15 protein-coding genes are annotated in these 13557 nt (G+C 67.1%); 8 read left to right on the forward strand and 7 right to left on the reverse strand.

What is annotated here, in order from left to right; genetic code table 11:
- Nucleotides 1-5: 5 nt before the first annotated feature.
- The 4 genes from V5734_RS19055 to V5734_RS19070 are packed head-to-tail and all read right to left on the reverse strand — an operon-like array spanning nt 6 to nt 3605.
- Nucleotides 6-1514: a malonate--CoA ligase gene (locus tag V5734_RS19055; protein ID WP_347311184.1), complete on the reverse strand. Its 1509-nt coding sequence runs from the start codon at nt 1512-1514 to the stop codon at nt 6-8.
- 51 nt (nt 1515-1565) lie between these two features.
- A complete protein-coding gene (locus V5734_RS19060; protein WP_347311185.1) occupies nt 1566-2354 on the reverse strand; it encodes a metal ABC transporter permease in 789 nt (262 codons plus the stop codon).
- Entirely contained in the window at nt 2347-3105 is a 759-nt protein-coding gene (locus V5734_RS19065; protein ID WP_347311186.1) for a metal ABC transporter ATP-binding protein, read from the reverse strand. The genes V5734_RS19060 and V5734_RS19065 overlap by 8 nt, the downstream gene beginning before the upstream one ends.
- Nucleotides 3102-3605 carry a transcriptional repressor gene (locus tag V5734_RS19070; protein ID WP_347311187.1) on the reverse strand — a complete coding sequence of 168 codons (504 nt, stop codon included), beginning with the start codon at nt 3603-3605 and terminating at the stop codon, nt 3102-3104. Before V5734_RS19070 ends, V5734_RS19065 begins: the two co-directional genes overlap by 4 nt.
- 80 nt (nt 3606-3685) lie before the next feature.
- Here V5734_RS19070 and V5734_RS19075 point away from each other — a divergent pair, with 80 nt between their 5' ends.
- The 3 genes from V5734_RS19075 (at nt 3686) to V5734_RS19085 (ending at nt 6275) form a co-directional block, all read left to right on the forward strand.
- The gene (locus V5734_RS19075; RefSeq protein ID WP_347311188.1) at nt 3686-4618 is read left to right on the forward strand and encodes a zinc ABC transporter substrate-binding protein; all 933 of its coding nucleotides are present in this window, start codon (nt 3686-3688) and stop codon (nt 4616-4618) included.
- Nucleotides 4619-4704: 86 nt separating this feature from the next.
- Nucleotides 4705-5703 carry an aldose epimerase family protein gene (locus V5734_RS19080; protein WP_347311189.1) on the forward strand — a complete coding sequence of 333 codons (999 nt, stop codon included), beginning with the start codon at nt 4705-4707 and terminating at the stop codon, nt 5701-5703.
- A 59-nt stretch (nt 5704-5762) separates the two neighbouring features.
- Nucleotides 5763-6275 (forward strand): GbsR/MarR family transcriptional regulator, encoded by a 513-nt coding sequence (locus V5734_RS19085; RefSeq protein ID WP_347311190.1) that lies wholly within the window; start codon nt 5763-5765, stop codon nt 6273-6275.
- Between the two features lie 33 nt (nt 6276-6308).
- Here the strand turns inward: V5734_RS19085 and V5734_RS19090 are convergent, their stop codons facing one another.
- A complete protein-coding gene (locus V5734_RS19090) occupies nt 6309-7061 on the reverse strand; it encodes a DUF1013 domain-containing protein (RefSeq protein WP_347311191.1) in 753 nt (250 codons plus the stop codon).
- Between the two features lie 125 nt (nt 7062-7186).
- Here V5734_RS19090 and V5734_RS19095 point away from each other — a divergent pair, with 125 nt between their 5' ends.
- The 5 genes from V5734_RS19095 to V5734_RS19115 all read left to right on the forward strand — a co-directional run bounded on the left by V5734_RS19095 (nt 7187) and on the right by V5734_RS19115 (nt 10722).
- Nucleotides 7187-7816, forward strand: coding sequence for a ribonuclease T2 (locus V5734_RS19095; protein WP_347311192.1), 630 nt, complete (start codon nt 7187-7189; stop codon nt 7814-7816).
- 126 nt (nt 7817-7942) lie between these two features.
- A complete protein-coding gene (locus V5734_RS19100) occupies nt 7943-8104 on the forward strand; it encodes a hypothetical protein (RefSeq protein WP_432759698.1) in 162 nt (53 codons plus the stop codon).
- Nucleotides 8105-8197: 93 nt separating this feature from the next.
- The gene (locus tag V5734_RS19105; protein WP_347311193.1) at nt 8198-9184 is read left to right on the forward strand and encodes a type I glyceraldehyde-3-phosphate dehydrogenase; all 987 of its coding nucleotides are present in this window, start codon (nt 8198-8200) and stop codon (nt 9182-9184) included.
- Between the two features lie 74 nt (nt 9185-9258).
- Nucleotides 9259-10161 (forward strand): LysR family transcriptional regulator, encoded by a 903-nt coding sequence (locus V5734_RS19110; protein WP_347311194.1) that lies wholly within the window; start codon nt 9259-9261, stop codon nt 10159-10161.
- Between the two features lie 123 nt (nt 10162-10284).
- Nucleotides 10285-10722, forward strand: coding sequence for a DoxX family protein (locus V5734_RS19115; RefSeq protein WP_347311195.1), 438 nt, complete (start codon nt 10285-10287; stop codon nt 10720-10722).
- A 184-nt stretch (nt 10723-10906) separates the two neighbouring features.
- On the opposite strand, the gene V5734_RS19120 is transcribed toward V5734_RS19115, so the two are convergent.
- Nucleotides 10907-12220 carry an aspartate aminotransferase family protein gene (locus V5734_RS19120; protein ID WP_432759647.1) on the reverse strand — a complete coding sequence of 438 codons (1314 nt, stop codon included), beginning with the start codon at nt 12218-12220 and terminating at the stop codon, nt 10907-10909.
- Complete coding sequence (locus V5734_RS19125) at nt 12217-13251, reverse strand: phosphotransferase (protein WP_347311196.1); 1035 nt, start codon at nt 13249-13251, stop codon at nt 12217-12219. The genes V5734_RS19120 and V5734_RS19125 overlap by 4 nt, the downstream gene beginning before the upstream one ends.
- Nucleotides 13252-13557: the final 306 nt, after the last annotated feature.

Here is a 13557-nt window from a genome sequence, read left to right on the forward strand (position 1 = left end):
GAAGATCAGGGTACGAAGACGTGTCGCAGCTCCTGCCGGAGCGCGGCCTTCTGCACCTTGCCCATCGTGTTGCGCGGCAGCGCCGCGCGGACCGCGATGTGCTTCGGCTGCTTGAACTTCGCGAGGCTTTGTCCGAGCGCCGCGCGGATCGCCTCCGGATCGGGTGCGGCACCGGGTTCGGGCACGATCACCGCCACGACGGCCTCGCCGAAATCGGGATGCGGCACGCCGATCACCGCGCTTTCAAGCACGCCGGGCAGCGCGTCGAGGGCAAGCTCGACCTCCTTCGGGTAGACGTTGAAGCCGCCCGAGATGATCAGGTCTTTGCCGCGCCCGACGATGCTGACATAGCCGTCGGCGTCGATCGCCCCGAGGTCGCCGGTGATGAAGAAGCCATTGGTGCGGAGTTCCTCCGCCGTCTTCTCCGGCATGTTCCAGTAGCCCTGGAAGACGTTCGGGCCGCGCACCTCGATCGTGCCGATCTCGCCTTGCGGCAATGCGCGCCCCTCGGCGTCGCAGACCTTCATCTCCACGCCCGGCAGGGGGAAACCCACCGTACCCGCCCGACGCTCGCCCTCATAGGGGTTCGATGTGTTCATGTTGGTCTCGGTCATGCCGTAGCGTTCGAGGATGCGGTGGCCGGTTCGCGCCTCCCACTGGCGGTGGGTCTCGGCCAAAAGCGGCGCGGAGCCGGAGATGAAGAGCCGCATCCCCGCCACCAGGTCGCGGGTCAGGCGCGGATCGTCGAGAAGGCGCGTGTAGAAGGTTGGCACCCCCATCATCGTGGTCGCCTGCGGCAGGTGGCGGATCACCTCATCCGCGTCGAATTTCGGCAGGAAGATCATCGGGCAGCCGGCGAGGAGCGCCACGTTCGTGGCCACGAAAAGCCCGTGCGTGTGAAAGATCGGCAATGCGTGCAGGAGCACGTCATCCGCCGTGAAGCGCCAGTAGGCGGCCAGCACCTCGGCGTTGGACAGAAGGTTCGCATGGCTCATCATCGCGCCCTTCGACCGGCCTGTCGTGCCGGAGGTGTAGAGGAGCGCCGCGAGATCATCGGCCGCCCGCGCGGCGACCGGCAGGGGGTCCGCAACCGCGGCGGCCTCGGCAAAGCTGCCCGTGCCGTCCGCGTTCAGCACCGCGAGGGCGGCGCCGCAACCCGCCGCGACCGGGGCGAGGGCCGGTTCGGCCCGGCCATCGCAAAGCAGAAGCTTTGCCCCCGCATCGGCGACGAAATATTCGACCTCGGCGGCGGTATAGGCGGTGTTGAGGGGCAGGAACACGATCCCGGCCCGGAACGCGCCGACGATCACCGCGAGCATGTCGGGGCTTTTCTCGAGCTGCAACGCCACGCGATCGCCGGGCTTCAGACCGGAGGCGACCAGCGCGCCGGCGAACCGCGCCGCGCGTTCCGCGAAAGCGGCGTAGCTGATATTGCCATGATCCGGCAGGATCAGGAAATCCCGCTCGCTGCCCTCATGTCGCCCGAAAAGCGCATCGTAGAGATGATTGGCCATGCCGCCCCCTCGTTTTCACCTGGCCCAGATATCCCCGCCGGAGGCCGGAATCTAGCGCGCGTGTCGCGAAGGGGCGAGGCTCAGCACGAAAATCCCGGCAGATGCAGCGACGATCGACGGCCCCGCCGGCGTATCGAGGCGGAGCGACAGCCAGAGCCCGGCCAGGACCGCGGCGGCGCCAAGTGCCACGGCCCAGGCCGCCATCGCCTCCGGCGTCCGCGACAAAGCCCGCGCGCTGGCCGCCGGGATGATCAGCATCGCCGCGATGAGAAGCGCACCGACGATCTTGATCGAGACCGCGACGACGAGCGCCAGGGCGAGGGTGAGGACGAGTTTCTCGCGCCGCGGGTCGATGCCCGCCGCCTGCGCCAGTTCCTCGTTCACGGTCGCGGTCAGGAGGGCGTTCCAGCGCCACACCATAAGCGCGAGGACAAGCGCGGACCCACCCCAGACCCAGACGAGATCACTGGCACTCACCGTCAGGACATCGCCGAAGAGGTAGGCGGAGAGGTCCGACCGAACACCCGGCAGGAACGACACCGCGACAAGGCCGAAGGCGAGCGCTGAATGGGCCAGCACACCGAGCGCGGTGTCGGCCGCCCTGCCGCGGCCGCTGAGCCCGGTCACGGCGAGCGCCATCGCCAGTGCGACGATTGCGGTCCCGGCCGCCACCGGCAGGTCCGTCGCCAGCGCCAACGCCACGCCAAGGATCGCCGCATGCGAGGTCGCATCGCCCATATAGGCCATCCGCCGCCAGACGACGAAGGCGCCGAGGGGGCCGGCGGCCAGCATCAGGCCGATCCCGGCCAGGGCGGCGCGGATGAGGAAATCGTCAGGCATTCTCGGCCTCGGCCTTGTGATCGTGGTGGTGGCCATCGCCCGGATCGTGCGCATGGTCGTGTTCGTGCCGGTAGAGCGCCAGCGCCCCGCCGGTGCCGAAGCCGAAAAGCGCGCGGTATTCCGGCGCCGCCGATACGACCTGCGGCGCACCTTCACAGCAGACATGGCCGTTGAGGCAAATGACGCGGTCAGAGGCGCTCATCACGACATGGAGGTCGTGACTGACCATCAGGACCGCCACCCCGGTCTCCTGCCGCACCTCCTCCAGCAGCTTGTAGAAGCCCGCGACCCCCGGCTGATCGAGTCCTTGCGTCGGTTCGTCGAGGATCAGGATCTCCGGCCGCGCCAGAAGCGCCCGCGCGAGGAGAACGCGCTGCAACTGTCCGCCGGACAGCGCCGACATCTGCCGTGCTTCGAGTCCCGGCACACCCGTGCGCTCAAGCGCCCTCGCGGCCTCCGCCATCGGAATCAGCCGTGGCAGAGAGAGGAACCGCGCGACCGTCATCGGCAAGGCCGGATCAATGTGAAGCCGCTGCGGCACGTATCCGACACCGAGGCCGACGCGCCGCGTCACCGTGCCCTCGGCCGCCCGTTCGAGCCCGATCAGCGCCCGGATCAGCGTCGATTTCCCCGACCCGTTCGGGCCGACGATGGTCACGATCTCGCCCGCGCGGATCGCGAAATCGACCGCACTCAGCACCGTCTGGATTCCGTGGCGGACCGTCAGTCCACGCGCTTCGATGAGCGTCACGATGCGGCCTCCGCGCAGGCGGGGCAGAGGCCCAGCGCCTCGACGTTCATGCGTTCGACCGAAAAGCCGATCTGCGCCGCCGCGGCCTCCATCGCGCCGCGCACGGCGTCGGCCGGCGCCTCCGCCACCGCGTCACAGGCGCGGCAGATGAAAAAGGCGGGCGAGTGCGTCTCGCCGGGATGCATGCAGGCGGCAAAGGCATTGAGCCGGCGGATACGATGGGCGAAGCCCTGATCGACAAGGAAATCGAGCGCCCGGTAGGCGACCGGCGGCTGGTTCCCGAACCCAGCCTCCGCCAGCTTCTCCAGCACTTCATAGGCGCCGAGCGCCCGATGCGACTCGAGAAGGATCTCCAGCGCACGGCGGCGGACGGGCGTCAGCCGCGCACCTGTCTTTGCGCTCAACTCCTCGGCCCGCGCCAAGACATCGCCGGTGCAGTGCGCGTGATCATGCGTGGCGAAAGCGAGCGCCGGATCGGAATGCTTCTGTTCGGTCGTCATGATGGGCTCTAGCCGCTTGACATGTTATGCTATAACATACGATATCGCATTCCAACCCGCAATCCCCGAAGGAATCCAAGATGCGACGCCCGTTATCGCTTGCAGCGACCCTCACCGTTCTGGCGCTCCCGGCGTGGTCGGAGGTCCCCGACGTCGTGACCGACATTCCAGTCGTCCACTCTCTTGTTTCGGCCGTTCTGGGCGATCTCGGCAATCCGATGCTGCTGCTCGACAAGGGTGCGGATGCCCATGATTTCCAGCTTCGGCCGTCGCAGGTCCGGGCGCTGAACGGGGCCGATCTCGTCATCTGGGTCGGGCCGGGCATGACCCCGTGGCTCGACCGCGCCATTGCCGGGGCGGACGGGCCGATATCGGTCGTGCTTCTCGACGTGCCGCGCACGACGCTGCGGCAGAACGCCGAGGCCGAGATGCATGCGGCCGCTGCGGATACCGGCACTGAGGAAGAAAGCGATCATGAGCACGAGCATGGCGGGTTGGACCCGCATGCCTGGCTCGATCCCGACAATGCGGCGCTCTGGATCGGGAGAATCGCCGACGCGCTGGCGGACCTCGATCCCGGCAACGCGGTCGCATACCGCGCCAACGCCTCGTTGGCCCAGGCGCGGATCGAGACGCTCGACCGCGCGCTGGGTGAACGGCTGGCCCCGGCGAAAGGGGCCGGGTTGATGGTCGCCCATGACGCTTACGGCTATTTCGCCGACCATTACGGGCTGACTATCGTGGCCAGCCTCGCCTCCGGCGACGCCGCCAGCCCCGGCGCGGCACATTTGACCGATCTGCGGGCGGCGCTCGACAGCGGCGCGGTCGCCTGCATCTTCCCCGAAGCCGCGCACGATCCCGCCCCCGTCGAGGCGCTTGCCGAGGGCGCGCCGGTCCGGATTGGGAAGTCGCTTGACCCCGAAGGCCGGGCGATGGAGCCGGGACCAAACCTCTATCCCGATCTCATGACAGCGATGGCCGACACCATCGCCGACTGCGTCGCGGGGGATTGACCGGCGTCGATGCCCGGGCCACCAAGGGATGAGCGCGGACGCGAAGAGATGATGCCGGCCCGCCAGACCAGCCTTCAGGGCCACAGATGAGCGCCAATATCCGCGATTTCGGCATCACGCAGGCGGGCGAACGGGTCGAGGCAATCGACCTCACGGGCAGCGGTCTTCGCACCACGATCCTGACCCTCGGCGCGACGGTTCAGGATCTGCGCCTTGAGGGGGCCGACTGGCCGCTGGTTCTCGGGGCCGATACCCCTGACGCCTATCAGGGGCCGCTCCTCTATGCCGGGGCGATCGTCGGGCCGGTCGCGAACCGGATCGCCGGCGCCTCGGCCACAATTGCCGGGAAGCGGTATGAATTCGAAGCAAATGAGGGCGGGCGGACGACGCTCCATTCGGGCGCGACCGGGCTTCATGCGCGCCTCTGGCAGATCGAAAGTGCGACGGCGAACGAAGCGACGCTTTGCATCGACCTTGCCGATGGCGACGGCGGCTTTCCCGGCAACCGCAGCGTCACCGCATGTTTCCGGCTGATCGAACCCGGCGACCTTGTCATCGAGCTCAGGGCCACCACCGACGCGCCTAGCCCGATCAACCTCGCCCATCACGGCTACTGGACGCTCGACGGCACACCTGACACGCGCCGACACCGGCTGCGGGTCGCCGCCGACCACTACCTACCCGTCGATGCGGAGCTGATCCCGACCGGAGAGGCCCGTCCCGTCGCCGGCACCGAATTCGACCTGCGTCACGGGCGGCTTCTGACCGATGCGCCGCCGCTCGATCACAATTTCTGCCTCGCAATGTCCCGGCGCGACCTGACGGAGGTGGCGGACCTTTTCGGTGCGTCCGGCATCAGGCTCCGGCTCGCGACGACCGAGCCCGGGCTTCATGTCTATGATGGGCGGCATTTCACCCCCGGCCCCGGCCGGCGCGGCCTGAACCCGCATGCCGGGATCGCACTTGAAGCCCAGGGCTGGCCGGACGCGCCGAACCACCCCGGTTTTCCGACGGTTACACTCGCCCCCGGCGAGATCTACCGCCAGATCACGCGATTCCGGATCGACCGGCCCGACAAGCCTTGACCGGGCTGCGGTTTTCGGCACCCTGAGGGCATTCGGATTTTGCAGAACTGAAGAAATCCATGCCGCAGCCGCCTGCCTTTCCCGACATCGTGGCCGAGATCGGAAGCCTCTTCGGTCTGTCGCGCCCCGCGGGTCAGTGCTTTGCCGCGATCTGGCGGGCGGCCCAGCCGCCCTGCGCCGACGACCTGACCGGGCTTCTCGGTCTGTCGCGGTCCAACGTCTCGACAGCGTTGAAAGAGCTGCGCGACTGGGGGCTCATCACCCGTGCACGGGCGCCCGGGGATCGCAAGGACTACTTCACCGCTCCGCCCGATCCCTGGGATGCCGTTCGCGCCGTGCTTTCCGCGCGCCAAAGACGTAGCGTCGCACCTATCCTGGACCGCCTGATCGCCGCCGAGGCGGAAACCGGCGACGTGCGGACCGCAGCGCTTCACGCGGTGCTCAGCACGATTTCGGCACGGATGGACGCGCTCGCCGTCCTTGATGCCGACGCGCTCGCGCGGGCTTTCGCCCCCGGATCGGAGGAGAAGCCGGAAACCGCCAAGAAGAAGAAAAAGAAACGCAAGTCCTGACGCGCCGACCGTGCAGCCGGAGCGTCGGGCACCTTACCTTTCGTCGTCGTCCTCGTCGTCGTCATCGTTCGGCAGGTTGAAGAAGCTGTCCGCATCCGAATAGTCGGCCGGGTTCTTCTCCTCTTCCTCCGATCGCGACAGCGAGAAATTCTCGAGCCCGGCGATCGACGACGGCATCTTCGGCTCCGACGACATCCCGAGCGATTGCTCCGTCGAGACCAGCTTGCGGCGCTCATCATCGGACATCACCGCGCCGTCCGCGGCCCGCTTCTTCGCAGCCTTCTGCACGGCGGCGTCCAGTTCGGACTGCCGGCAGAGGCCGAGCGCGACCGGGTCGATCGGCGTGATGTTCGAGATGTTCCAATGGGTCCGGTCGCGGATCGAGGCGATCGTGGGCTTGGTCGTGCCGACGAGCTTGCCAATCTGCGAATCCGCGAGCTCCGGGTGGAATTTCACCAGCCACAGGATCGCCGCCGGACGGTCCTGCCGCTTCGACAGAGGCGTATAGCGCGGCCCCCGGCGCTTTTCCTCGCCGAGTGAGGCCGGGTTGAACTTCAGCTTCAGCTTGTAGAGCGGATCCTTCTCACCCTTCTCGATCTCGCTCGGCTCGAGCTGGCTGTTGGCGATCGGGTCGAAGCCCTTCACCCCCGCCGCGACGTCACCGTCGGCGATGCCCTGCACCTCGAGCTCGTGCATGCCGCAGAAATCCGCGATCTGCTTGAAACTGAGCGTCGTGTTGTCCACAAGCCAAACGGCAGTGGCCTTGGCCATAAGCGGTTTCGTCATGCGGCTTCTCCTTTACAAATCTCTCCCGCGCCGGGAAAACGGCCGCGACCCTTCGGCCGCCATTCCTCGTTTTCAGGGAAGTTCGCGGGCTATATAGTCGTTTCGACGACCGGAGAAAAGAGAAAATGCGCTGGCTCCTCGCCCTCGCCCTGAGCGCCCTGCCAGCCTTTGCCGAGGGCGAGCGCGCTGGCGAATTCGACTATTACATCCTGTCGCTTTCCTGGTCGCCGACATTCTGCGCGCTGACCGGGGATGCGCGGGGCGAGGATCAGTGCGATCCCCGGCACGAGTTCAGCTTCACCCTGCACGGACTCTGGCCGCAATACGAGTTCGGCTGGCCAAGTTACTGCCGGACGGGAGCGCGCGATCCCTCCCGCGCCGAAACGGGGGCGATGGCGGACATTATGGGGTCATCGGGGCTGGCCTGGTACGAATGGAAGAAGCACGGGCGCTGTTCCGGCCTTGCGGCCGGCGACTATTTCGCCGCGTCCCGGCAGGCCTATGAGAAGGTGACGATTCCAGAGGTTCTTGCGAGCCTGCGGAAGGACGTGACGCTTCCCGTCCACGTCGTCGAGGAGGCCTTTGTCGAGGCCAATTCCGGCCTCGACGACACGATGATCACCGTCACCTGCGAGGCCGGCCGCATCCAGGAAGCGCGGATCTGCCTGACCCGCGACCTCCGGTTCCGGCCCTGCGGCCTTGACGCTGCCCGCGATTGCCGGATGCGGGACGCTCTTATGGAAGCGGTGCGGTAGGGCCGCCGAACGGCCAGTCCTGGCATCCTCCTGGTCAGTGGTGCGCGAGGGGCTGGACCGCCCGGCCAGTTCACCCCGTCGACCTGGCTGAGGAACCGCGCCTGATCCCTCATCTCGACGCCGAGATTGGCGGTCACTCCCCTCGCCCGCATCGTCGCCGGCGACGCGCCCAAGACCATCGCCGACGGGCCGCCGGTGCCCGTGAAGGACGTCACTTGCCATTTCGTGTCGAACAAGTCGCCGACATCATCACGACTGCCGGGAGGCATCCGCAACCAGGAACCATGATACTGTATCGGGTACAATTTATGGCATTCCAACCCGTTGCACCCGGATCGGCGCCGTGATCTGACGGAAAGCCGATCAGGTATGGAGGCCCCGATGACGGTGCGCATCGCGCTCAATGGGTTCGGCCGCATCGGCCGCTCGGTCCTGCGGGCCGCCTTGACCGATCCAACCCATGCCGATCTGGAGGTCGTCGCGGTCAACGATATCGCCAGGCCGGAAATGGCCGCCTATCTCTTCGAATACGACAGCACCTTCGGGCCGTGGAAAGGCGAGGTCCGGCTGGAGGACGGCGCTCTCATCGTCAATGGCCGCAGCATCCGGCTGACCGGCGCCCGCGATCTTTCCACGCTCGATCTATCGGGCATCGACATCGTGATGGAATGCACCGGGCTTGGCGGCGAGAGGTCGTTCGCCGAGGCGGGGCTGCGCGCGGGGGCCCGCCGGGTTCTGGTTTCCGGCCCCTCGGCGACGGCGGATTTCACGCTGGTGCTCGGCGCAAACGACGAGATGCTGGCAGCGGAGTACCGGATTGTCTCCAACGCGTCCTGCACAACCAACGCGCTGGCGCCCCTCGCCCGGCTGATCGACCGGAAATGGGGGGTGGAAACCGGGTGGATGACGACGATCCATTGTTATACCGGCAGCCAGCCCACCGTCGATGCGCCCGGCGCCGACTTCGCCCGAAGCCGCGCGGCGGCCTTGTCGATGGTGCCGACCACGACATCGGCGCAGCGACTCCTGGACGTGGTGCTGCCCGACCTCGCCGGCCGGATCGAGGGCGCGGCGGTCCGGGTGCCGGTGGCCTCGGTCTCGGCAGTCGATCTCTCGGTGATGACGCGCGATAAGCCGGGGCGGGAGGCGGTGAACGACGCGCTGAGAGCAACTGACGGCGTGATCGGCTGGACCGAAAAACCGCTCGTTTCCTCCGATCTCCGGGCGCGGCCGGAGAGCATCGTCATGGCGCTGCCAGAAACGCATGTGACCAGGGGCGGGCTGATCCGCGTCTTCGGTTGGTATGACAACGAATGGGGATTTTCGAACCGGATGCTGGATGCGGCGCGGCTGATGGCCCGGCACTGAGCCTGCGTTTTTCGAGGCATTCCGGCAGCAAATCTGCCAAAATCCGGCCGATAGAATCCGGATTGGAAGAAAAGATGGATCGTCTCGCCTCCGATCGCATGTTCATCGCCGTGATGGAGACCGGCAGCTTCACCGCCGCCGCCGGGCGGCTCGGCACAAGCTCGGGCCAGGCCTCGAAGCTCGTCTCGCGGCTTGAGGCCGAACTCGGCGTTCGCCTTCTCAACCGCACGACGCGAGCGGTTTCGGCGACGGAAGTCGGGCAGGCCTATTTCGAGCAGATCCGCACCCTGATCGAGGATTACGACACGCTGGATCAAAGCGTGCTTGATGCCGCCCGCGCGCCGCGCGGGCGGGTGCGGCTGACCGCGCCGCTGACCTTCGGCGCCGTGGAACTGGTTCCCGCACTCACCACCTTTGCCTCCGCCTATCCCGAGATCTCGCTTGATGTCAGCTTCTCCGACCGGATCGTGAACCTCGTCGACGAGGGCTTCGACGCGGCGGTGCGGATCGGGCGGCCCCGCGACACGACGCTGATCGCGCGGAAGCTTTCCGAGATGCGGTTGGTTCTCGTCGCCTCCGACGGTTATCTCGGGCGGCGTGGTGTCCCGGACTGCCCCGAGCACCTCACGGAGCATGACTGCATCATCGACACGAATTTCCGGGATCCGGGCCACTGGCCCTTCCGCCGCGACGGCAGGTTGCTGACCGTGCCCGTGCATGGGCGGCTCAGCTTTTCGAACGCCGAAGCCTGCCTGAAAGCGGCAGAGGCAGGGCTCGGCTTCGGCTATGTACCGGACGTCATCGCGGTCGAAAGCCTTGGCGCCGGCCGGGTGCGCGCCGTCCTTGGCGACTACTCCGACGAGCCGCTCGGCGTCTTCGCGCTCTATCCACCCGGGCGGCACCTTGCGGCGAAAGTGCGGGTTCTCGTCGATCACCTTGCCCGCCATTTCCGCGACCGTGGCGGTCGGCACGCGTAACAAGGGATTTCTTCCGAAACGGATGAAATTATCTTCCCTTAAACCAGATTATCATTCTCACGGAAGCAAGTCATGTTCCGCCCATCGGCCGCAGCGGCCACGCGAACAGGAACGGAGACGACGATGACCACCTATGACACCAATCCGGCCGACAGTCTGGCCACGGCCTCGAATGCGCAATACGCCGCCCTGATCCTTCGGGTCACGATGGGCGTGTTCTTTCTCGCCCATGCCTGGCTGAAGATCGCGGTCTTCACGCCTTCTGGCACGGCCGGCTACTTCGCCTCCATCGGATTGCCGGGCTTTCTCGCCTATCTGACCATCGCGGCCGAGCTTCTCGGCGGCCTCGCGCTCATCGCCGGGCTCTGGACCCGCTGGGTGTCGCTGGCGCTTGTGCCGGTTCTGGTCGGCGCCGCCTATTTCGGACACGGCGCGGCCGGGTTCTTCTTCTCCAACCCGAATGGCGGCTGGGAATTTCCGGCCTTCTGGACGGTCGCGCTGATCGTGCAGGCGCTTCTCGGCGACGGCGCCTATGCGCTCGGCAAAGGGTCGGCGCGCTGAGAACCCAGCCCTGCGACAAAGCGCGATCAAGCCCGCGAGCGCCGCGAAGATCGGGTGCGGACGCATCGCGCTGAACTCAACTACGTTGTAGGCGCCGTCTCCTTTCAAGAGGCGGCGCCTCGTCTTGAGCCAATCGCCCCCGAGGAAATCTGCAATCAGCCTTTTCGAAAAGCCACCCGGCGGGTCAGACCGCAGCGAGAACCGCGCCGAGCCGGCCGAGGAAGACATCGGCATTGGCGCGCGAAAAGACCAGCGGCGGGCGGATCTTCAGCACGTTGCCGGCCTTTGCGGTCGCCGAGATCAGCACATGCTTGGCGCGCAGGTCGTTGACGATCCGCCGGGCGAGGGCCGCGTCCGGCCCGCCATCACGCTCGATATCGGCACCGATGAACAGCCCCGCGCCACGAACCGTCCCGAGGCAGTCGTGGTGGCCGGCGAGGTCGCGAAGACCGTCAGCCAGATACGCGCCGGTCGCGCGGGCATTCTCCATCAAACCCTCGTCCTCGATCACGTCGAGAACCGCACCCGCGGTCGCCGCCGCCACGGCATTGCCGCCGAAGGTGTTGAAGTAGCGCGCCCTCGCGCCGAATTCGGCCACGACCTCCGGCTTCAGCACCAACCCCGCGACCGGGTAGCCGTTGCCCATCGGCTTGCCGAGCGAGACCATGTCGGGGATGAGCCCGTGCCGTTCGAACCCCCACATCGCAGCCCCCGTGCGGGCGAAACCGGGCTGCACCTCGTCGGCGATGAAGAGACCGCCCGCCTTTCGGATCACTTCGACCGCCGGTGCGAGGAAACCGGGCGGATCGGCGAAGATCCCGTCGGAGGAAAAGATCGTATCGACGAGGAGCGCGGCGGGCCGGATGCCGTGGCGCAACAGATCGTCGATCGCGGATTGCACCGCCGCCGCAAAACCGGCCCCGGGATCGTCACCGAACCGCGCCGGATCGGGTGCGGGCACGGTACGGACATGGGCGCCAAGCGGCACGCCGGCCCCGAGCGAGGGCGACAGCTCGGCGATGCTGGCGGTCACCCCGTGATAGGCGTTCTCGGTCACGATGATGCCGGTCGCGCCGGTGTGTTCCCGCGCGATGCGCAAGGCCAGATCATTGGCTTCGGAGCCGGTGCAGGTGAACATGACGTGGGATAGCGCCGCCGGGAACGTCGCGAGAAGCCGCTCGGCATAGGTCAGGATGCCGTCGTGCAGATAGCGCGTGTGGCTGGCGAATGTGGCGGCCTGACGGCTCATCGCCTCCACCACGCGGGGGTGGCAATGCCCGACGCAGGCCACGTTGTTGTAGGTGTCGAGATAGGCCGTGCCATCCTTGTCGTAAAGCCAGACGCCCTCGCCCCTGACCAGATGCACCGGCGTTTCATAGAAGAGCCGGTATGCGGGGCCGAGCGCCTTCGTGCGGCGTGAGACGAGGGCTTCGTCCTCGGGGCCCAGATGGCCCTGTCCCGCGACATGGGCGTTGGGCATCGTTTCGCGGCGGGTCATGACAGGTCCTTTGCGAGGGTGGCGGAAAGACGGGCGCGGGCGGCGTCGCGGTCAAGGCCGGCGAGCGCCTCGAACCCTGCGCGCGCGCCCGGGAGGTTGCGGAGGAAGTAGGCGGCGTTCTCCGGCTGCCGCGCGGCGCGCCAGTTCGACAGGACCACGGTCGTGACCATCCGCATCGTGACCAGATCGAGGATCAGCGCCTCTTCGCCGGGCAAGAGCGGCAGAATGGAATGCCAACCCGCGATGACCTCCGTCAAGGCGGCGAGCGGATCGGCCGGATCGGCCTGATAGGAGGCCGCGACGGCGAGGTCGCAGATGCGCGGCGTCCTCACCATGTCGCCGAAATCGAGGATGCCGGTGATTTCCGTTGCGGCGGGATCGGTCAGGAGGTTGTGCGGGTTGAAGTCGGCATGGACCACCTGCCAGGGCAATACTGCGAGAGTTGGCGCGATCTCGGCATCGAAGCGGTCGAGGGCGGTTTCACAAAGCGCGCGAAGCCCCGCATCGGTGACTGACGGCAGCAGCGGCCGCAGTTTCGCAGCATTGCGGATGTCCCAGATCAGCTCGTGATCCTCCGCCGGATGGCTGAACCCTTCGAGCGCCCTCGTCAGTCGCGCGGCGGTCCGCCCGACCGCGCGGCGGAGTGTGGGCGTAGCTCTCACGGCGTGAAGCGGCGTGCCATCGACCCAGGTCAAAACCCGCACGATGCTGCCGGACGCAAGGGGAATCTCCACCCGTCCGTCCCGCGCGGCGATCACCCTTGGCACCGGCAGGCCGGGATCGGTTCGGGCGATGTGCGAAAGCGCCTCGGTCTGGAAATTCGTCACCTCCGGCGGCTCGGCCGCATTGGCGATCTTGAGCACGTAGGTGTCTGAGTCCGTCGTCAGCCGGAAATTCTGGTCGCGCTCGGAGGCGAGAGGGGCAAGCCGCCCATCGAGGCCGAAATGTTCGCGCGCAAGCCGCAAGGCGTCCGCCTGCGACAGGCGGGGCTGGTCGGCGGTCATGCGGTTGCCTGCGGGCGAGGCGCTCATCGGGGTCTCCGGATCGTTTGGGGGAAGTAGCCATGAAACCCGCGCCTGCACAAGCGGGGTCCGGTCTCGCGGCTTGGGCGAGGTCAGTCGCCGAGTTCTTCGGGAAGAATGGGATTCAACGTCCCGCGCCATGAGCCGCCGCCCCGGCCGTTTCACGCAGTGCGTCTTCGTCTCGGCGCGTCTTCGGGAACCCTGCGCTTTCCGGGCGAAATCCCGATCCGCTTCGGCATTTCCGATGCCATGGCTCATTGCCATATGCCGCTCCGGCTCTTGCCGATCGGATACGCGACCTGTCGCGACAACTGG

Origin of the sequence: Defluviimonas sp. SAOS-178_SWC (assembly GCF_039830135.1) — a bacterium.
Lineage (GTDB): Bacteria > Pseudomonadota > Alphaproteobacteria > Rhodobacterales > Rhodobacteraceae > Albidovulum.